This is a genomic window from Streptomyces sp. NPDC029139, from assembly GCF_055564335.1.
In genome coordinates this window covers 1-18,145 of record NZ_JBVHWN010000016.1, presented here as the reverse complement: position 1 = coordinate 18,145, position 18,145 = coordinate 1, and the positions used below count along the sequence as shown (strand labels likewise).

The 18,145-nt window shown below is 68.6% G+C and carries 17 protein-coding genes and 1 pseudogene; 7 read left to right on the top strand and 11 right to left on the bottom strand.

Going from position 1 to position 18,145, the window contains the following annotated elements; genetic code table 11:
• Positions 1-488: 488 nt before the first annotated feature.
• Positions 489-1,367 (top strand): hypothetical protein, encoded by an 879-nt coding sequence (locus ACZ4VW_RS28045; RefSeq protein ID WP_467967124.1) that lies wholly within the window; start codon positions 489-491, stop codon positions 1,365-1,367.
• A gap of 223 nt (positions 1,368-1,590) precedes the next feature.
• Positions 1,591-2,091: a hypothetical protein gene (locus ACZ4VW_RS28040; RefSeq protein ID WP_467967122.1), complete on the top strand. Its 501-nt coding sequence runs from the start codon at positions 1,591-1,593 to the stop codon at positions 2,089-2,091.
• Positions 2,092-2,365: 274 nt separating this feature from the next.
• Here ACZ4VW_RS28040 and ACZ4VW_RS28035 read toward each other — a convergent pair whose 3' ends face one another.
• Positions 2,366-2,776, bottom strand: coding sequence for a hypothetical protein (locus ACZ4VW_RS28035; protein WP_467967120.1), 411 nt, complete (start codon positions 2,774-2,776; stop codon positions 2,366-2,368).
• 709 nt (positions 2,777-3,485) lie between these two features.
• Here ACZ4VW_RS28035 and mscL point away from each other — a divergent pair.
• Complete coding sequence (gene mscL / locus ACZ4VW_RS28030; RefSeq protein ID WP_467967118.1) at positions 3,486-3,983, top strand: large conductance mechanosensitive channel protein MscL; 498 nt, start codon at positions 3,486-3,488, stop codon at positions 3,981-3,983.
• A gap of 241 nt (positions 3,984-4,224) precedes the next feature.
• Here the strand turns inward: mscL and ACZ4VW_RS28025 are convergent, their stop codons facing one another.
• A complete protein-coding gene (locus ACZ4VW_RS28025) occupies positions 4,225-5,343 on the bottom strand; it encodes a fatty acid desaturase family protein (RefSeq protein ID WP_467967116.1) in 1,119 nt (372 codons plus the stop codon).
• 7 nt (positions 5,344-5,350) lie between these two features.
• Positions 5,351-6,406: a ferredoxin reductase gene (locus ACZ4VW_RS28020; protein ID WP_467967114.1), complete on the bottom strand. Its 1,056-nt coding sequence runs from the start codon at positions 6,404-6,406 to the stop codon at positions 5,351-5,353.
• 87 nt (positions 6,407-6,493) lie between these two features.
• On the opposite strand from ACZ4VW_RS28020, the gene ACZ4VW_RS28015 reads away from it, so the two are divergent.
• Positions 6,494-7,636 carry a PucR family transcriptional regulator gene (locus ACZ4VW_RS28015; protein WP_467967112.1) on the top strand — a complete coding sequence of 381 codons (1,143 nt, stop codon included), beginning with the start codon at positions 6,494-6,496 and terminating at the stop codon, positions 7,634-7,636.
• Between the two features lie 645 nt (positions 7,637-8,281).
• Here ACZ4VW_RS28015 and ACZ4VW_RS28010 read toward each other — a convergent pair.
• The 4 genes from ACZ4VW_RS28010 to ACZ4VW_RS27995 form a co-directional block, all read right to left on the bottom strand.
• Positions 8,282-8,503 carry a hypothetical protein gene (locus tag ACZ4VW_RS28010; protein WP_467967110.1) on the bottom strand — a complete coding sequence of 74 codons (222 nt, stop codon included), beginning with the start codon at positions 8,501-8,503 and terminating at the stop codon, positions 8,282-8,284.
• Positions 8,504-8,534: 31 nt separating this feature from the next.
• Positions 8,535-8,741 carry a hypothetical protein gene (locus tag ACZ4VW_RS28005; protein WP_467967108.1) on the bottom strand — a complete coding sequence of 69 codons (207 nt, stop codon included), beginning with the start codon at positions 8,739-8,741 and terminating at the stop codon, positions 8,535-8,537.
• A gap of 726 nt (positions 8,742-9,467) precedes the next feature.
• On the bottom strand, positions 9,468-9,932 hold the full coding sequence (locus ACZ4VW_RS28000) for a barstar family protein (protein WP_467967106.1): 465 nt from the start codon (positions 9,930-9,932) through the stop codon (positions 9,468-9,470).
• A 256-nt stretch (positions 9,933-10,188) separates the two neighbouring features.
• The gene (locus tag ACZ4VW_RS27995) at positions 10,189-10,815 is read right to left on the bottom strand and encodes a hypothetical protein (protein ID WP_467967104.1); all 627 of its coding nucleotides are present in this window, start codon (positions 10,813-10,815) and stop codon (positions 10,189-10,191) included.
• Between the two features lie 202 nt (positions 10,816-11,017).
• Here ACZ4VW_RS27995 and ACZ4VW_RS27990 point away from each other — a divergent pair, with 202 nt between their 5' ends.
• From ACZ4VW_RS27990 to ACZ4VW_RS27980, 3 genes are all read left to right on the top strand, one after another.
• The gene (locus tag ACZ4VW_RS27990; protein WP_467967102.1) at positions 11,018-11,767 is read left to right on the top strand and encodes a NucA/NucB deoxyribonuclease domain-containing protein; all 750 of its coding nucleotides are present in this window, start codon (positions 11,018-11,020) and stop codon (positions 11,765-11,767) included.
• Between the two features lie 19 nt (positions 11,768-11,786).
• A complete protein-coding gene (locus tag ACZ4VW_RS27985) occupies positions 11,787-12,308 on the top strand; it encodes a hypothetical protein (RefSeq protein ID WP_467967100.1) in 522 nt (173 codons plus the stop codon).
• Between the two features lie 267 nt (positions 12,309-12,575).
• On the top strand, positions 12,576-13,481 hold the full coding sequence (locus tag ACZ4VW_RS27980) for a transposase (RefSeq protein WP_467967098.1): 906 nt from the start codon (positions 12,576-12,578) through the stop codon (positions 13,479-13,481).
• A 73-nt stretch (positions 13,482-13,554) separates the two neighbouring features.
• Here ACZ4VW_RS27980 and ACZ4VW_RS27975 read toward each other — a convergent pair whose 3' ends face one another.
• The 4 genes and pseudogenes from ACZ4VW_RS27975 to ACZ4VW_RS27960 all read right to left on the bottom strand — a co-directional run bounded on the left by ACZ4VW_RS27975 (position 13,555) and on the right by ACZ4VW_RS27960 (position 17,955).
• Positions 13,555-13,869: a hypothetical protein gene (locus tag ACZ4VW_RS27975; RefSeq protein ID WP_467967096.1), complete on the bottom strand. Its 315-nt coding sequence runs from the start codon at positions 13,867-13,869 to the stop codon at positions 13,555-13,557.
• A gap of 124 nt (positions 13,870-13,993) precedes the next feature.
• A complete protein-coding gene (locus ACZ4VW_RS27970; RefSeq protein ID WP_467967094.1) occupies positions 13,994-14,386 on the bottom strand; it encodes a hypothetical protein in 393 nt (130 codons plus the stop codon).
• 908 nt (positions 14,387-15,294) lie between these two features.
• A complete protein-coding gene (locus tag ACZ4VW_RS27965) occupies positions 15,295-16,488 on the bottom strand; it encodes a cytochrome P450 (protein ID WP_467967092.1) in 1,194 nt (397 codons plus the stop codon).
• A 1,175-nt stretch (positions 16,489-17,663) separates the two neighbouring features.
• Positions 17,664-17,955 (bottom strand): annotated as a pseudogene (locus ACZ4VW_RS27960) (hypothetical protein).
• Positions 17,956-18,145: the final 190 nt, after the last annotated feature.

The window sequence follows — 18,145 nt, the reverse complement described above, 5'->3', positions numbered from 1 at the left end:
CTTTGTGGGGGGGGGGGGGGGGGGAAGGGGCGCTGTTTTTTTTGGGGGGGGGGGGGGGTGGGGGGAAAAAAAAGGGGGGGGGGGGGGGGGGGGGGGGGGGGGACTCTCCCCCCCCCCCCCCCCACACCCCTTTCCGGACGAATGAGCAACGCAAACGGAAAGCGAGTCAATGAGGCTGGCTTTCCTGGGCAGGTGTATCAGCGCGGCCGGGGCGGGCGGCGTCACGCAGGGAACCTTGCGCCTCCAGCGTCGTCCCGCCTCGGCCGTACGGCGCGACGATCCGCCGCGGGAGTAGAAGGCACACCGTCGATGTCGATGCGGCGCTTCAGCTTGGAGCCGAGGCCCACCACATGACCGACCCTTTGCGCAGAGTGGGACATGACCGCGAGGGCGGAGAAGGGCGTCACAATCCACTCAACCCGCGCGGCCGTCGTCATGTCACGGCCGGCCCCGCACCACTGGGTAACGAGTTGTTAGGCTCTTGATCCGTGAGCATCCCGCCGTCGACCGACTGGGCCGGCCTGTACCACGCCTACGGCCGGGCGGCGGACGTCCCGGGCCATCTTGCGGCACTGTCCGGCTCCGACCCGGCCGTACGCCGTGCGGCCACGTCGGCCCTCACCAGCAGCGTCTACCACCAGGGCACCCGGTGGCCGGCCAGCGCGCATGTGGTGGCTCCGCTCGTCACCCTCGTCGACACTCCCTCGACTCCCGACCGGGACACCGTCCTCCACCTACTGCATGCCGTCGCCATCGGCAACCTGCGCGACGACGAACTGCCGTTCAACCCCACGCGGGCCTTCGCCGACGCCGACCGAGTCCGCCCGGCGGACGAGGATGCGGTGCTCCGGGTTCTTTTCGAGGAGGAGGACCCGGACATTGATGCCGTCGCCGACGTAGCCGACGCCGTGGCACTGCATTGGGCCGCCGAGGCATACCGTGCGGCCGAGCGTCATGCGGTCTCCTTCCTGAGGTGGCTGCACGACCCCGACCCCGCCGTGGCGACCCTCGCGGCGGCGTTGCTGGTCTGGTTCTCCCCGGTGCCCGGACTGCCGGGCGCGCTCGCCGCCGTGTCGTGTGACACCGCCGAAGCGCGGGCGTCGGCGAACCTCGCACTTGCCCACCTGCCCGGGCACCCCGGCTCCGATGAACTCGGAGCCCTGACGACGGGCCTTGCGTCACCCGACGAAGTGGTACAGGTCACGGCCGCGATTGCCCTGGCCCGCCGACAGGCGACGGCACTGCCCGACGCGGCACTGACCGTCCTCGTGCACGCCGACGCGGTCGCGGTCTCCGGTGCCGTTGAGGGCTGGGACCGCTCCTTGCGGGGCCACGTCGCGGTGGCCCTGCGCCGCCTGGGCCTGTAACCCGCCTTCGCCTGAACGCGCGGGACGCAGCCCGCAGCCCGCCCGGCGCCGGACCGGTAACAAACTCATGCGCAACCGGCGGACGGCATGTTGATCGCCCACCAGTCAAGCCGCCAGGACAGCAGGTTCGTGCGCCGGCTCACCGCGTCAGCGGACGGACCGACAGCAGCGTGCTGACATCCGGGGGTGGATACCGCCCGCTGCTGGGGGCACACGAGACCTCATGCACGGACAACATGCGCGTCCCACGAGCACTCTGTTCGGCCCAGACACCACAGCCCAGACACCGCCACAGGCCCACAAGCGTGCCAAGCACTCACGCCGAGGCCGGGTCACCGGCCGCCTGCGCCGCAGGATCCTCGCGTACCGGGCGATCGACTTCCTCTCCACGCACATCCCGGACCACTCCGGGACAGGGGAGGAATGCCTGCTCTTCGTCCACGTCCGCCAGGTCGTCGGCCAGGTCCACTACCGGATCTGCACCGACTGTGCCCAAGGCGTCATCACCGCGATCACCATCGACGAACGCTTCCACAGCACCGGGCTGGGCACCCGGGCGCTTTCGCACCTGCGCTCCCGCCACCCGGGCCTCGCCTGGCGCAGCACGCTACACATGCGCACCACACGCGATCTCCTGCGCCGGATGCGCATTCCCACGCTCACAGCTGACACGTCCTGTCCCCACAAGTTGATGCTGCCTGACCCGACACCCGCCAACGGCTGACAACGAACCGTTCAGCAGTCACCGTCCGCGAGACGGCACCCTTGCGTCGGGCGTACCTCACAGGCGACCTTCGGCAGACGAACGGCGGGCTTCTACAGTGACCGGTGCGCGCGATGACCAACGGCTCCTCGAGGAGATCCGCGGTGTGCTGGCCCCAGGCAGGGTCGACGAACCAAACCGCACGGGCAACTGGGGCCTGCAGGCGAGAAACGAGGGGGCTCTGTTCGGATGGGCGCTCGACGGGGATTGCGCGGGCCGTCAGCCACGCTCACGGTCACCAGTAGATCGGCAGCCGCGTACGACAGTGCCCGGTCGGCCAGGCACTGGACAGCGCACTGTCCGCGATCCTGAAGGGGCCGGCTTTCGGACCAGCGCCGTCGAACCCGGCTGGATGGCAGCTGGTAGCCCGAGCCGACCGGAGCGCAGCCGAGCCCGATGCGGGCGGGGCACTCCCACCGCGCCTTAGGTGAGACATGGTGAAGGCCGACAGGAACCCGACCATGGTGACCAGCCCTGTCAGCAGGTGCACTCTTCTGTATGCCTCGAGGTTCATGGTGTCGGCGATCATCGCCAGGATCGCCCCCGCCAGCGCGGTGATGGTCGCCATCACCGTCTCGGACGCCCCGCCCAGCGGGGCGTATCCGGCCAGCGCGGCCAGACCTCTGATGGCGGCGATGCTTCCCACAGTGCGAACACGTACCTGCGGCTGCGCCCGGCGCTTCGCAGCCCGGCGGCACGCACGAGCCCCTCGGGCAGGTTGCTGATGAGCCCCGCGCCCACCGCCGCCCTCGGGTGTCCGCCTCCGGGGCGGCCCCGTCCAGCAGCGCACCCAACTCGATGGCGTTGCCCGACCCCGGGGCCTCGGCCTCTGACGGCTGGTACTCGCCGGAGCGCTTACGGTGCTGTGCCCGCCGCGCCAGCAGGGCGTTAGCCCGAGTACACGGCAGCGCCACCCTCCCCGCCAACGACGGGCCCCATGCCCGAGCGCCCGTACGCCTCGGTGATCAACTCGAACGACACCGCGGCCATCAGCCCCCCGCTGCCGAAGGCCATGACAGGCCGGTCAGCCGAGGCGGGTCCCCAGCGAGCCGACAGCCGCCCCTGCCAGCAGAGCCGCACCCGAGAACAGCCCCCGCCCGCCACCAGCGCTCGACCCACAACGGCCCCTTCCAACGCCGTCGGCGTACGTACCCCCGCCCCGCCGGGCCAGAGACCAACGAGGGTTCGCCGCGTACAGAACACGTGACCCCTTGCCGCCTCGCGGACACGTGAGAAAGCGATCCCTGGGCTTCTCCCAGTTCCCATGTCGACACCGGTGCGCGCTCCGCCCTGATCGCGGTCCATCAACCGCAGGCATTGGTCAACAGCGGCAGGGCATGCGGGAAAAGGGGCGGATGGCCGCAACCGCGGCTCCGCCGGCGACGTCCAAGAGCCTCAAGGAGAAAAAGGTGAAGGGCTTCCGCAGCTTCATCCTGCGCGGCAACGTGGTCGATCTGGCCGTCGGTATCGTCATTGGAGCAGCGTTCACCGCAGTGGTGAACGGGTTCGTCGGCGCCTTCCTGACACCGCTGGTCGGGCTGGCCACCGGCGCCACCGGAGACATGAGCCGCAAGACCTTCACCGTGGGCGCCACCCAGTTCCCCTACGGCGCCTTCGTCAACGCGGCGATCAGCTTCATCCTCCTCGCCTCCGCCCTGTACTTCCTGGTCGTGCTGCCCATCAACAAGCTGCACGAGCGCCTCGCCCCGCACCACGATGTCCAGGCTCCCAAACGGGACTGCCCCGAATGCCTCAGCCCCGTACCCGCCCAGGCCCGACGCTGCGCCTCCTGCACCGTCCCCTTGCCGGCCGTACCCGCCCAGAGTGGGGAGACAACCCAGCGCGCCGGGTGACCGCCCACGCCCTCCGACCGGGCGGGTGCGGCTCTGCGACCTCCCGGTCAGCGCACCACAACACCTCGCCGGGCTGTGCACGAACTTCTGGCGCACGTCCAGGCAGCGCAGCCGGACACTGAACTGCCCCGCCGTGTCGGACGGTGCGACGTCGCGGTCGCCCACCGTCCGCAACGGATCTCACCGAACCCGGCGGTGCTGCCGGTAGGGCCGAAAGACCTGAACCAATACCACTACCGGGTCAGGCCGCGACGAGTTCCTGCTTGCGGTCCGGCGTCTTGACCTTGGTCTTCTTGTTCGGCAGCGAGAGCCGGAAGACCTTGTGCCACGCGGAGAACACCTGCTTGGGCAGCGGCCCGGTGACGTACTCCAGCTCGTACTTCTCGAACAGCGCGCGCACCTTCACCGCGACCTCGGCGTACCGGTTGCTCGGCAGGTCCGGGAACAGGTGGTGCTCGATCTGGTGTGACAGGTTGCCGGTCATGAAGTGCATGGCCCTGCTGCCGCTGATGTTCGCCGAGCCCATCATCTGGCGCAGGTACCACTGGCCGCGCGTCTCGCCCTTGATCGACCGGCGCTCGAAGACCTGCACGCCCTCGGGGAAGTGCCCGCACATGATCACTGAGTGGGACCAGATGTTGCGGACCAGGTTCGCGGTGAACGTGGCGGCGAGCGTGGGGAGGAACGACGGGCCCGACAGCAGCGGATGGATCACGTAGTCCTTGAGCACCTGATTGCGGATCTTGCGGCCGACGGCCTTGGCCCGCGCGCGGAACTCCGGGTTCTTGCGTCGGCGTTTGCTCAGGTTCTTGCCGAGCTCCAAGTCGTACGCCGCGATGCCGTACTCGAAGAAGCAGGCGTTGAGGAAGTTCCACAGCGGCTGGCCGAGGTGGAACGGGTGCCACTTCTGGTCCTCGTCGACGCGCATGATGCCGTAGCCGAGGTCGTTGTCCTTGCCGATCACGTTGGTGTACGTGTGGTGCAGCTCGTTGTGCGAGTGCTTCCACTGATCGGACGGCGAGACGTGATCCCACTCCCAGGTGGTGGAGTGAATCTTCGGGTCTCGCATCCAGTCCCACTGGCCGTGCAGGACGTTGTGGCCGATCTCCATGTTGTCCATGATCTTCGCCACGGACAGACCGGCGGTGCCGAGCAGCCACGCGGGCGGGAAGATCGAGAACAACAGCACGCCCCTGCTGACCAGCTCGAGCTTGCGCTGCGCCGAGATGACCTTACGGATGTAGGCGGCGTCCTTCTCGCCGCGGCCGGCGATCACCTCGTCGCGGATCGCGTCCAGCTCGCGGCCGAGCTCCTCGATCTGCTCCGCGGTCAGGTGGGCGGTGGGGTCGATGGCGGTCAAGCTGCTCCTACCGTTCGATGTCGCAGGGGCCCGCCGCGGCGGACACGCAGGTCTGGATGAGGACGCCCGGCTCGGCCTCGGTGATCTCGCCGGTGCGCAGGTCGCGGACGGCGCCCGCCTTGAGAGGCGTGATGCAGCCGAAGCAGATGCCCATGCGGCACCCGGAGGGCATGAGCACGCCGGCCTCCTCGCCGATGTCCAGCAACGGCGTGGCGCCGTCCGCGTCGACGGTCTTGCCGCTGGCGCTGAACGTGACCTCGCCGCCGTCGCCGGCGACGACGATGCTGGGACGGAAGCGTTCGGTGTGCAGGCGCTCCTGTACGCCGTGCTCGGTCCAGTGCTCTTCGGCGGCGTCGAGCAGGCCCGCGGGCCCGCAGGCCCAGGTCTCGCGCTCGGCCCAGTCGGGCACGAGAGCGTCGAGACGGGCGATGTCGAGCATGCCGTCCGTGTCGGTGTGCACCTCGATGAGCCGCAGCCTCCTGTGCGCGACCAGGTCGTGCAGTTCCTTGCGGAAGATCACGTCTTGCGGCTGTGGCGCGCAGTGGATCATGACGACGTCGTCGAACTCGGTGTCGCGCAGCATGCCCATCACGGGGGTGATACCGCTGCCGGCCGTCACGTAGAGCACCTTGGCGGGCTTGACCTGTGGCAGCACGAAGTCACCGGTCGGCTGGTCGAGCTGGATCAGCGTGCCCGGTTTCGCCCTGCGGACGAGGTGGTTGCTGACCTTGCCGCCCGGGATCGCCTTCACCGTGATCGTGACGCGGCCGTCCTGGCGATGTGTCGGCGAGGTGAGGGAGTAGGCACGCCACAGGCGCACGCCGTCGACGTCGACCCCGATCCGCACGTACTGACCGGCTGCGTGGCCGCGCCAGCCCCGTCCCGGCCTGATCACGATGGTCGCGGCGTCACCCGTCTCGGGGTGCACGGCCTCGATGCGCCCCCGCAGGTCAGCGCCCGCACGCAGAGGGCTGACCAGGTCGAGATAGTCCGACGGCAGCAGCGGCGTCGTGACCATCTCCAGCAGTTTCCACGCCCTGCTGCGGAGGGCTGCACTCGTCATGACTCCAGCTTGCTGCGCCTCAAGGCGTAAAGTCCTGACCGCAGGATGTGAATCTGGTCGGCTGAATTGTTCGCAGGGAACAAAAACATGAGCCATGCAATCCAGAGGGCCAGCGAACTGGCCCTCGACGAGACGACGGTCACCGCACTGCGGGCCGCGCTGAAAACCACCGCCGACGAGGTCGTCCAGGCGATCATCGACGAGGTCCCTCCCTACGCCAACGCTCTTTCGGGCCGCATGGGCGGCACCATACGCCGAGCCGTCCGCACCGCCCTGGGGCACTACCTGGACCTCGCGAGCGGGAACGCGACAGGCGGCGACGCCGGTGACGCGGCGTACGAGCTGGGCCGCGGCGAGGTGCGCTCCGGCCGTTCGATGGACGCGCTGCTGAGCGCATACCGCGTCGGGGCCCGCGTGGCCTGGCGATGCCTGGCAGCGGGTGCCGTACCCGCAGGTCTGCCCGCCGCCGAGGTCGCCAAGTTTGCCGAGCTGACCTTCGCCTACATCGACGAGCTCTCCGCCGCGAGCGCCGCGGGCCACGCCGACGAACTGGCCGCCCGGGGCAGGGCCCACGAGCGCCACCTGGAACATCTGGCCCGCGAACTCCTCGCCGGCGCGAGCCCGGACGTGCTCCTGGCCTCTGTTCAACGGGCCGGGTGGCAGCCTCCGGTCTCGCTGACCGCGGTCCTGCTGCCCGCCGCCCAGGCCCGGCCTGCCTACCGCGCGCTCGACCCGAGCACGCTCGTCCTCGACGATCTGCCGGACGCCACCGGTGTGCTGCTCGTCCCCGATGCGGACCGATCACATCTCTTGCGGCAGCTGACCGACCGCGCCGCCGTGGTCGGCCCGGCTCGGCCATGGACTCGTGCGTCCGCCTCGTACGCCCGAGCCGTACGCGCGCGCTCCCTCTCCCCGGATATTCGCGACACCGAGGACCACCTGCCCGAGCTGGTGCTGAGCGCCGACATGGACGCGTTCGCGGACCTGCGTGCCCGAGCCCTCGCACCGCTGCGGACCTTGCCTGTCGCGACCGCACGGCGGCTGGAGGAGACGTTGCGGGCGTGGTTGCTGCACCAGGGCAGGCGGGACGAGGTGGCGGCGGCGTTGTTCGTCCATCCCCAGACAGTCCGGTACCGGATGTCGCAGCTGCGGGAGCTGTTTCCGGATCTCGCATCGCCGCACCGGGTCCTTGAACTGACGCTGGCGGTCGGTCTTCGGGTCAGCTTGTGATGTCGTCGGTCGCATGTGCTGTTGCTCAACCCGTGAGCGGGCGGACAGCTTGCTGCGCTTTTCGGCGGTGCCAAGGCCTTGCCGCGCTCTCCCGCGCCCTGACCCCGCTCGTCCTGCCCGCCTCCGCGCAGGGGACTCCAGCCGTCCCGCCCGCGGCGCAGACGTTCCCGCTCACCCCACGCGCTCGAGCAGATCTCCGTCGCCGAAGAGTAGGACCGGCTACACGCGAGACGGATTCCGCCACTGGAACACCGGCGTTGACCCCGTCGACGGCTGCGACACCTGCGCGTAGGTCCTGCTCGCCGAGGCGACCGAAGCCCCGACGGTCGCGGCCGGCTGCAAGATCTCGGAGGGGCGTGGCTGTCGTACTACGACGAGCAGGAAGTCACCGACCCGGCGAAGCTCGACCTCGACCACATGGTCCCGCTGGCGGAGGCGTGGGACTCCGGTGCCACCGCCTGGGATGCGAAGCGTCGTGAGGCGTACGCCAAGGACCAGGGCGCGGTCACCAGCCAGAGCGGCTGCGGTCAGAGTCGCAAGTGTGCTGATCTTCTTCATGGCTCGACCAACGGAGCGCCTCGGGCTTGGTCACCTTGGATCGGCCAACCGGACGGATCGCTTGTCGGCGCTTGCCGGGAGCGCGAATCAGTCGACTTCGACGTACGTGACGATGAGAATGCTGCCGAGCGCGGTCGCGTAGAACACGACCCGGACGCCGGAGTGCTGGTAGTCGCGGAGCGCCGGGGCGGTGGCGTGCGGCTTCACGTCGGCCGGTTCGGCGGCGATCGTATTGAGCGCGTCGTCGAGGAGGGCGGCCTGCGGGGCGGTGAGCAGGCGGACCTGGGTCTCGGCCGGCTCGATGAACACGATCCGCGGGCGACGGCCGCTACGGGAGTGCTTAGGCAACGTCCTGGGCCTCGCCGGTCCGCTCGGGCAGGCCCTTGTCCAGGCGCAGGTCTTCCCAGTCGCGGCACCGGTCCAGATCGATGCCTTCGGAGGAGAGGTTCTCGAGGACGTACGCGAGCGCCGGGTTCCCGGGGAACTCGGCGCGCGCGGCGTCGCGCAGCTGCTGCTGCTCGGCGGCGTCGAAGGTCAGGTGCGCCATCGGGTGCCTCCTCGTTGTCGGCTATGCCCGAGGCTAGCGCAGCGGCTTAGACCCCGGGGACAGGTCAGTCAGTCCTTGTACGTGATCGGCGAGAGGCCGCTGTGCACGGTTCAAGGCGCCGCAGAGAGTGTCGGCCGAGTCGGAGGCATGCCAGCCCCCTCCAGAGGTACTTCCTCTATGACCCGCTGGTGGCGATGGTCCTCGGTGGGCTCTTCGTGTTTTCGTTCATCGTGGTGCTCGGGCTCCGCCGCAAAGCAGAGCACTCGGTTCGCTGCAGCGCCTACGGTGCGTTGGGCGGAGTGCTCGACAGTTCCATGGCTGGGTTCTGAGTCGTTGCGGCGGAGGAGGCCCGTCGTTGTCTTGAGCGTGCTGATCGAGTCCCTGTTGCCTGACCGGACTCCTCGCAGCGGAGGAGGGGTGGCGTGATCACTGGCAGATGCTCGAGCCAATCGCCTGGGAGTACCGGACCGGATCTCCGTGGATGGACCTGTCTGCAGAGGGGCGCCAGCCGCCTGCGGAACTGGGCGATCGACGGAACCTGGAAGCGAGTGTTCACCGCCCTGCTGACCAGGCCGCGCCACTGCTTGAGCCGGTTGATGCATCGCTCAGACCGCCTGAAGCAGTGGCGCGGCCTGGCAACCTGCAATGAGAAGACCGCGACCATCTACCCGGCCGGGCTCCATGTTGCCGGCATCTTCATCTTCCTCTGGTCCGCGAGATGAGGCCCTATGACGATGCCGTCTCTTCCAAGCATGACTGGAGCCGCTCCTGCAGGGACGGGACGGACGGGGCGTCACAAGACATGACGACAACGAGCCTGCCGAGTTCGATGCCCTCGGGCCGCTGTGTGTAGGACCATCGCTGTCCTGCCCGCAGCAGGGTGTTGAAGAGCAGCCGCTGTTCGCAGGAATCGCCCGACAGTGCCTCGTCCGCGGCCTCGACGATCAATACGCGGTGGTCCGAAGACAGCCATCTCAAGTCACGCAGACAGTCGGAGAGGGCATTCCAGTTCCACCCGAAGTAATCAGGCAGCCTCAGTCCGTCGTAGAACTGCTGGAACACAGTGTCCCTGTCGCGCATCTCCCGGCCGTCGAGACGCGCTACGTACGTCCTGCCGGCCACGGGAAGCAGCAGATCGACAGGCAGAGCGCCTTGCTTCGCGACTACGTGCAACCAGGGCACCGTGTCCACCACCAACCTCCCTCCAGTGATCCAGGCCACCGACCGCTGACAGCTGTCACGGCGGCGAGCTGCAAAGTCTAGATCCAAACGAAACGACCTAGTCGTCTTGGCGGTCAGGCCAGGTGGCCAGTGATCGAAGTGGCGTACGTGGGTGGGCGAGCTCGCGGGCAGTAGCGGTTTCCTCGGGTGGGGCGCCGGCTGCGCGGCAAGGGCTGCGGGTGGCGTGCGAGGGCGGTGGACGGTCTGCGTGCCGGGGGAGTCGGTGTCAGTACGCGCCGAAGGACCAGAAGAGTCCGACCTCGTCGCCGGACACGGCGATGGGGCCCAGTTCTTCGAACAGGTCGAGGCCGTTGATGTACTCGCCCGTAATGAAGCCGTGGACCCTGGTCCCCTTGAGGCCGGCCTGGACGAAGTCCCGGGCGGGGTCCGATGCCGCGTCCACGGCGTTCGTCCAGAACCGGGCGTCCGGGCCGTAGCGGTCCAGTAGGAACCGCGCGTCGGCCAGCAGGGCATCGCGCTCGGGCCAGTTCCTGAAGGGCCGGTCGCAGCCCCATTCCTCCGCCATGACGGCGAGCGCGGTGACGGCCGCCGCCGGTTCCAGCTCATGCAGGTGGTCCCGGAACCCGGCGGCGGGCGGTGGTTCGAAGGGGTACGCTGGCACGGCGCAGCGGGCGTTGTTGGTGCGGTCGGCGTCCATTCGCAGCCAGCCGCGCGGGTCCGGGACTTCGCGGTGCATCAGGGCATGGACGTCCTCGGCCCAGTCCTCATGCCGGCGCGGACCGGTGGCGAGGAAGATGTACGAGTCGTCCAACAGGCGCAGGGCCGCCGCGTTCCAGGGGCTGCGGCGCCGCCGCAGTTCCATGAGGGTGCCGCCGATGCTGCGGGCGAACACGTCGGCCGGGAAGCGCGGGATGCCGGCCAGCTCTCCGTACCCCCACCGCAGGAGTTCCGTGGCTGCATCGTCCGCAGCGGCCCCGGCCAGCTCGCGCGGTGCCTCGGGGACGACGGCCCGGTGACGGCACCCGCGAAGTCGACTTCGCCGCGAGCGTGGAGAACATCCAGGTCGCCACCTCGGTAGGCGAGGACGCCAAGCAGTGGCGACTGGGGCAGCATTTCAGCACATCGATCGACGGCAGCTCCAGCGACCCGATCCCAAACTGACCACGCCGACGGACACCAAGCGCGATGAGCTCCTCGGCGTCTGGGACTCCCGGCCCACCTGGACACTCGTGTACAGCTCACCCGACCTGGGGGCCAAGTACGCGCAGGGCAACCTCCAGCGCGTCTTCACCGGGCTGGACATGACCACCACCGTCAACTCGCCCACCGTCGACCCCTACGTCGAGGTCGGCAGCTACCAGTCCACCTTCCGCTTCGACTATGCCGGACCCATCGCCGGCAAGTACAAGGGCGCCGTTTTCACAGAGGCCCGGGTCGAGCTCCTCATGAGCCAGAAGGACCCCGCCGTCAACGAGAGCGCCCTGCACATCAACGACGCTCTCAAGCGGCCGGAACGCACCTTCCCCTCCTTCCTCGGCAAGTCGGTACCCGGAGAGAAGGAGCCCTTGCACCGCCTCGTGGACGCCGCTCAGAACGAGAAGCAGCGTGCCAACTCCATCAAGGAGTGCAAAAAGGTCTGGGGTGACTACTCCGGAACGCCTCTGCAGTGCGACGAGTACCCGTTCGCCAGCACCTACGAGGGATCCCTGAAGGGCAACAACCGTTTCTCCGTCCGCCTCATCGAAGGCACGGACAACGAAGCTGGTGGCCGGATGCTCAACAGCACGTACATCACCAACCGCATACTCGACGGCGACCCCTTCTACGTGAAGATCACCGCCTGACCCGAGGAGGCTCAACCTCATGCAGCCCGTCGCCGAGTACAGCGTCACCGCCCGCCCCGACCGTCGCATCGTCGAGATCTACGACGCGGACGCCCACTTCGGCGACGAGCAGGCACTCGAGGCATCACGGCACCACGTGGTGGCTGGCAACGGCTACCACCTCTACCTCCACACGCTGCAGCCCGACATTCACGTCCACATCACCATTCGCCTTTGGGACGCCGCCCCGCCCGCGCCAGCTGCCGATGCCGAAGGCCACACACCTGTCTCTCTCGACTCGGAGACCGGCATCCTCGTCATCAACCAGCGCACCCTCGGCCCCGCGGGAGAGATGATCCTGCCCCATCCAGGCGTCTTCAAAGGCGCCGCCTGGTGGACCGGACGCCAAGCCGCCAGCGACTACTACGCGCAGATCCTGCAGCGGATCGACGACGAGTGGACTCCTGAAGCCGTCACCGAAGCCTGGGCGGCATGCCCCACCCCCGAGCGGTACGTCCTCGACCTCGCCCACACCGGGCCGTCTGCCTCGGAAGACGACTAACAGGCCTCACCTCGTCCGCGGAGTGCCCTCGCAGGCGAGGCCGGTCGGAGTGAACGGATCGCAACTCGCTCAGCCCGTAGCCCTTCACCGCTGTACTGCAATCGCACAACATCCTTTTGGGCGACGCTGAAATTGCCGACACGGAGGCCGCTCAGGATTTTCCGGGTGGCCGGGACCGGGAGGTTATCGGCCATGGACGGCTAACGACCTCGTGCACGGTTGGCGGTGGGACGTCGAGCCCTGGATCGTCGATCATGTCCGCGTGGTGTGGAATGTGACGCGCACAGCGATCATCAGCGACCGGGGATCACGGGTTTGTCGGCCGCTGTGATCGCTGAACTCGTTGCCGAGGTGGGACGGTTGTGGCACGAGCGGCACCGGGCCAGGCTTGCGTCCCGGCCGCGGAAGCGTGCGGTGGGCGCCGGTGCGAAGCACCGTATGGTCTTCGTCGACCGGCTCCTGGCCGCGCTCGTGCACCTTCGCCACGGGGTTACTCATGACGTGCTGGCCTGCTGGTTCGGCGTGGACCGTTCGACCGTCACCCGGGCCATCGGCGAGGTACGGCCCCTGCTCGCGGAGCGGGGATGCACCATCAGCCCCGACGTGCGGCTGCGAACCCTGACCGACGTCGTTGACCATCTTGGCGCGACCGGGAAGACCGGCATCATCGACGGCACCGAGATCCGTGTCCGCCGCCCGGCCGCCGGCCGCAAGGTCCGGGATCGCTTCATCTCCGGCAAGAACAAGCAGAACGCCGTGAAGGCCATGGTCTTCACCGATGAGGACGGGCGGCTGCTGTTCTGCAGCCCGACCAGACCCGGAAGCTGCGCGGACATCACCCACGCCCGCGAGTTGGGGCTGGTCAAGCTCCTGGCCGACGGCCCAGCGGTCGAGATCCTTGCCGATGCCGGCTACCAAGGACTCGGAGCCCAGACCAGCGGACGCGTCGTGACGCCCCCGCACCGCAAGTTCAAGAAGAACGCCCCGGCCTGGTACGGGGAGATGCACGAGCGTCAGCGTAAGGCTCACTCCTCACGCCGCATCCGGGTCGAGCACGGCATCGCCCACCGAACTGGCGGGCACTGGCCCGTCACCTCGGCCGCCGCGAGCACATGGACGACACCGTCCAAGCCATCGCAGGGCTGCTGGCACAGCAGCAGACCGCATACCTGATTCCGCCTTGGAAGTGATCAACGAGGCCCCACCGACCCCTTCGACGTCCCACCGCTAACCGTGCACGAGGTCGTTAGCCGAGCGGTAGCTCGACACGTCGTCCGAGGCCGATCTCCTCCGCCTCATCGTTCGTGACTATTGCGAATAGTCCACTCGGGATGCCCGGAAGCCCGGCCGTGCCAGACGCCACGGCCAGGAGAACCTCCTCGGTGGCCCCGGCGATGAAGAAGACGTACGCCCCGTCGTACTCCTCGCCATCGTCATACACCTCCGCTGCGTCCTGCTCAGCGAGGAATTCCTCGATCTGGTCGATCCACAGGAGGGGATAGGAACCGCCCGGAGCGACTGGGGCCCCAAGAGGCACATGGATTTCAACGACAATGCTCATGAGGGTCATTGTTGCTGGTCAAGGCCCCGTATCCATCCAGTTGAGGCGTGGTGAAGGACCAGAGCGGGCTTCATGAGGTCGTTCCTGGTGGCACGCACCAGGGAGGACTCCCTCGTCCGTTCGTTCAGGAGGCCCGGATCGCCCGATCGATCTCCGCGCCGGTGCGGGCCACGACGACGGGCCACTCGTCCCTGAGGGCGGCAGGCAGAAGGTCACGGTCCTCGTCCCGCTGGATCATGGTTGGTCCGCCCGGGACGACGAGCACGGCATCCAACCGGCGCAGCAGGAGGGCTAGGAGGTCCATGATTCCGCCGCCTCCGATGCGGTTGAAGGTGATGTGATCCGGACTGGAGAAGAACACACCAGCCTCCTCCCTCTCCGCCGTACGCACCTGCAGGAAGTCCGTCCGGGAGTCCCGTGCCACGACATAGGGGTCGAGGACCTCGTGCGCAGCACTCATGTCCAACGGCGTCGGCTCACCGTTCTCGAACCGGCATACGAAGATGTCGAAACTCATGGAGTCTTTTCTAGCCTCAGGTCGAGGCGTGGTGCAGGACGACGACGGCCTACCTCGGTTTGTGCAGTTCAGGTGCTGGGTGAGGGTGGCCTGGACGTCACGGGGCTTTCGCGCAGCAGGCCAGCGAGGTGAACAGCGGGGCCCGCTGCTCAGGTCGAGTACCTGGCAGGCATGTGCGCCGGCGTGCACGCTCTGCGAGACCTGATGTCTGACCTCACTGTTTGATACCCGCATGGCGCAGCCCTCAGTGGGGGTCGAGGCCCTTCCACCCATGCCCGGGCCCTCGGCGTCACGGCCGAAGCGGCGCGCAGCGGCGGGGTGCTCAGGGCAGTGGTCGCCTGGAGGGCTGCTGGCGGGGTCAGGGCCGGCGGAGACATGCCCAGAGGCGAGGACTCTGGCGTACGTCCCCGTCCCGCAGGCGGCCGAGGCCGCCGCGAGTGCCGCCGCGGCTGTGTCGGCCGGCCCCGTGCCCCAGCGGGGTTCGTCCTCGGAGGTGGCGGTCTGACGCGGTAGTTCACGACGGACGGCGAGGAGCGCGGCGAGGGCCTGGGCGTGTGCCGAGTCCATGGTCACGGTAGGCGAAGCCGGGACGAGCTGGTGGACTCGCACGCTGAGGCTGTGCGAGGCCAGTGAGCGTCGCAGCGCGGTGCTCAACACCGCTGGGTCGCTCGCCTGCTCGGCGTTCCCGGCGGGGTGGCCGCGACCACCCCGGCGTCGACGCCCTCGCGGAGCGCGGCGACAACGCCGGGTGCCTCTGTTCGGCGAGGGCATCACACGCGTTGCCGGATAACCGGCAATGCGGACCGGCTCTCCGTCACAGTCGGCTTGCGACGGTGCTTCAGACAGATGCGGGCAGCATCGCGGCATCGATCGCGAGTGAAGGCCCCAGTGGGACGAGGCCCTGCCGATTACCAGCGGACCGGGAGGGCCTGGGGGCCTCGGATGAGCACGTTTGTCTGCCAGGGCACCTCCTGACGGGGCACTGCCAGGCGCAGGGAGGGCAGCCGCGCGGTGAGTGTGGCCAGCAGAAGCTCCGCTTCCAGTTGGGCGAGCAGGGGGCCGATGCAGAAGTGCGGCCCGTGGCCGAAGGCGAGGTGCGGGGGTCCTTGGCGGTCGAAGTGGATGCGCCCTGGGTCGGGGTAGACGCGTTCGTCCCAGTTCGCGGCGACGTAAGACACGTACACGTACTCGCCTTCGCGGATCAACTCACCGCCCACGAGGACATCCTCGGTGGCGATCCTGGGCTGTCCCACGCCGTGCTTGTGGGGCACCCACCGCAGGAGCTCGGTCACGGCCCGGGGCACCGCCTCGGGCTCGGCGCACAGCCGGTCCCACAGGCTGTCCGCCGTGAGCAGGGCGTAGATCATGTTGGCAGTGTTGTTGCTCACCGCGTGCCAGCCGTTGAGTCCGATCAGTGTGGCGAGTGCCAGGAGCTCCTCCTCGTCGATGACGCCGCGGTCGACTGCCTGGACCAGGAGGGTCATGGCGTCGTCGCTTGGAGCGGCACGCCGTAGCTGGGCGAGGTCCCGGAAGTAGGCGCGGGCGTCCCGCTTGACGCGCTCGGCGCGTCGGGTGGCTGTCTCGTCCGACGCTCTCCCCAGGAGAGTCGTTGCCCAGTCGCGCACCCGTGGGCGGTCGGTCTCGGGGATGCCGAGGACCAGGCCGATCACGTCGAGCGGGAAGGGGGAGGTGAGATGGTGGACGAGGTCGGCCGGTGGCCGCTGCTCCGCCAGCCGGTCCAGCCGGGTGTCCAACGCGGCCTGCATGCGGGGGCGCAGTCGTTCCAGAGCGGGCCGACTGAATGCGGGTGCGACGGCCGATCTGACACGGGCGTGCTCCGGCGGGTCGACGAAGCTGACGGCTCGGTCCAGCGGAACGAAGTGCCGGGTCATCTTCGGGATCGGCCGGCCCACGATGTTCCGGCTGAAGCGGGGGTCGGAGGTCACGAATCGCACCAGGTCATACCGGGTCACGAGCCAGCAGTCGCCCTCGCCGTGCGGCAGCCGGACCTTCCGCACCGGATACGCGTCCACTGAGGACCGTAGGAACGGGTCGAATTCCAGTGCGGGAAGGTCGTCGACGTTGTACAGAGGGATGGACATAGGAACCTTCTTGGTAGGGCCGTTCTCTGACTGCAGACGCTCGGCCCCTGCCCCGGTGCCTCCCCGTGCACGCCGCCCGGCCGTCCGGGGTGGGCGTGGGTCGACGTGCCGGGCGGCGGTCACTGGCGGGGAGGTGTGAGGAGCGCCTTGCCCGCCGCCCAGGCCCTGGGAGCCTGGAATCAGCTGAGGAGGCGATCGGACAGTTCAACCTCGCCGGGCTCCAGGACGAGCGCGAACTTTTGGCAGCCCGTGTCGCCGCAGAAATTCCACGCTGTCGATCAAGTCGGACACGAGTTCGTCGGCCTCGGGATCACCGGCCTGGCTCGCGGCCTCCATCTCCTGCGCGACGTACTGGACGGACAAAGGCACGGCACAAACTCCCCTCTACGGTGGACAAAGTGGCTGAGACGCCCACTCGGCAGGCGCCTGGCACGGCACAGCGGCTCGCCCTGCCTGTGGTGCCCGGCGCGGCGCCGAACGCCGCAGACCGAAGACCGATGCGAGGACACCACGTGACGCTATTGCGAGATCACTGAACGTGATACTGCCTGGCCCGGAGCCTTGGACGCGATCCCCCAAGGGAGGTAGCAGGAAGTGCGCCCGCGCGTTCAAGGGGCGCTCCCGCGCCCACAGTCGACCGCCCTCACGGACCGCGCGCCGTATGCGTCCCCGGGCTCGCCCACGGTCGCTCCGTCGCCGGCGTTGCGAGGGACCCCTCCGGCCCGCGGCGGACGCATCGGCGAGGCGTCTCATCCATACCCCCCAAACGGGCCGTGTCGAGCGAATCGTTCATCTGGTACGGACCGTCCGCAAGCTGCTGGCCAGTGAGGACGCCCGCATCAGGCTGGAAGCATTCATCAACCGGACGACAGCCGAATTCGTCGGCCGCAGAGGAAGAACGCGGCTGAGCCGGACTCCCAATGGCCCGGCGGTCCGCTCGCCTGCCCCGGGCCACAGTCGTAAAACAGGTGTGGATCGAGCAGGCTCACGTGTGACGATCTGGAAGGGCGGCCTCGGCGGAGTGAATGCGCTGGGGCCGTTGTGACGACCACCGCCATGAGGCCGCGCACCCCACGTCATGCCACCGCCCGGTGCTCGTGCCACAGGGGGCTCGACCGGCACCCGCCGGTGGGGTCTTCTCGCGTATCGGTACGCCGGTTCCCACGGGCGCGAAGTCAGAGATCGGAGTAGCTGAAGTCGCCCATGGTCCAAGCGTCGACGTTTGCGATCGGGACGTGGTGCTTCCCGCCTGTCTCCGGGACCCCCACCATGCCCTGAAGGATCCGCGCCATGTGGAAGCGGGGATACGCGGGCGGCCCGTCCCTCCGCATCGTGGCGATGAAGAGGGCGGAACTCTCCCAGGCGGGCGGAGCCCGCCAGGACCTCCGAGACCCGCTGCCTCCACACCACTTCGGGCGCCAGCAGACTGGTGATGACAGCTCCACCGGTGCCCACGGTCAGGGACATCTGGTTGCTGCCGGGCCCAGACCCTCTCCCGGCCCCCTGGGCGAAGCGTCGGTAGACGGTGGGCCAGGCCGGCCCGAACACCGGCGGCTACTGCTGCTAGGTTCTGTCGTCAAATGTCACGCCCACATCAGGAGCGATGCGAGGGTGACGGCTGCTTCGTAGGACTGGGCGGTCTTGTCGTATCGGGTGG

Bases quoted from the DNA above. Each gene is read 5' to 3' on its own strand.
- mscL (WP_467967118.1), top strand. From the start codon at position 3,486: ATGGCCGCAACCGCGGCTCCGCCGGCGACGTCCAAGAGCCTCAAGGAG.
- ACZ4VW_RS27965 (WP_467967092.1), bottom strand. From the start codon at position 16,488: ATGTCCATCCCTCTGTACAACGTCGACGACCTTCCCGCACTGGAATTC.
- ACZ4VW_RS27985 (WP_467967100.1), top strand. From the start codon at position 11,787: ATGCAGCCCGTCGCCGAGTACAGCGTCACCGCCCGCCCCGACCGTCGC.
- ACZ4VW_RS28040 (WP_467967122.1), top strand. From the start codon at position 1,591: ATGCACGGACAACATGCGCGTCCCACGAGCACTCTGTTCGGCCCAGAC.
- ACZ4VW_RS28005 (WP_467967108.1), bottom strand. From the start codon at position 8,741: ATGGCGCACCTGACCTTCGACGCCGCCGAGCAGCAGCAGCTGCGCGAC.
- ACZ4VW_RS27975 (WP_467967096.1), bottom strand. From the start codon at position 13,869: ATGAGCATTGTCGTTGAAATCCATGTGCCTCTTGGGGCCCCAGTCGCT.
- ACZ4VW_RS27970 (WP_467967094.1), bottom strand. From the start codon at position 14,386: ATGAGTTTCGACATCTTCGTATGCCGGTTCGAGAACGGTGAGCCGACG.
- ACZ4VW_RS28015 (WP_467967112.1), top strand. From the start codon at position 6,494: ATGAGCCATGCAATCCAGAGGGCCAGCGAACTGGCCCTCGACGAGACG.
- ACZ4VW_RS28020 (WP_467967114.1), bottom strand. From the start codon at position 6,406: ATGACGAGTGCAGCCCTCCGCAGCAGGGCGTGGAAACTGCTGGAGATG.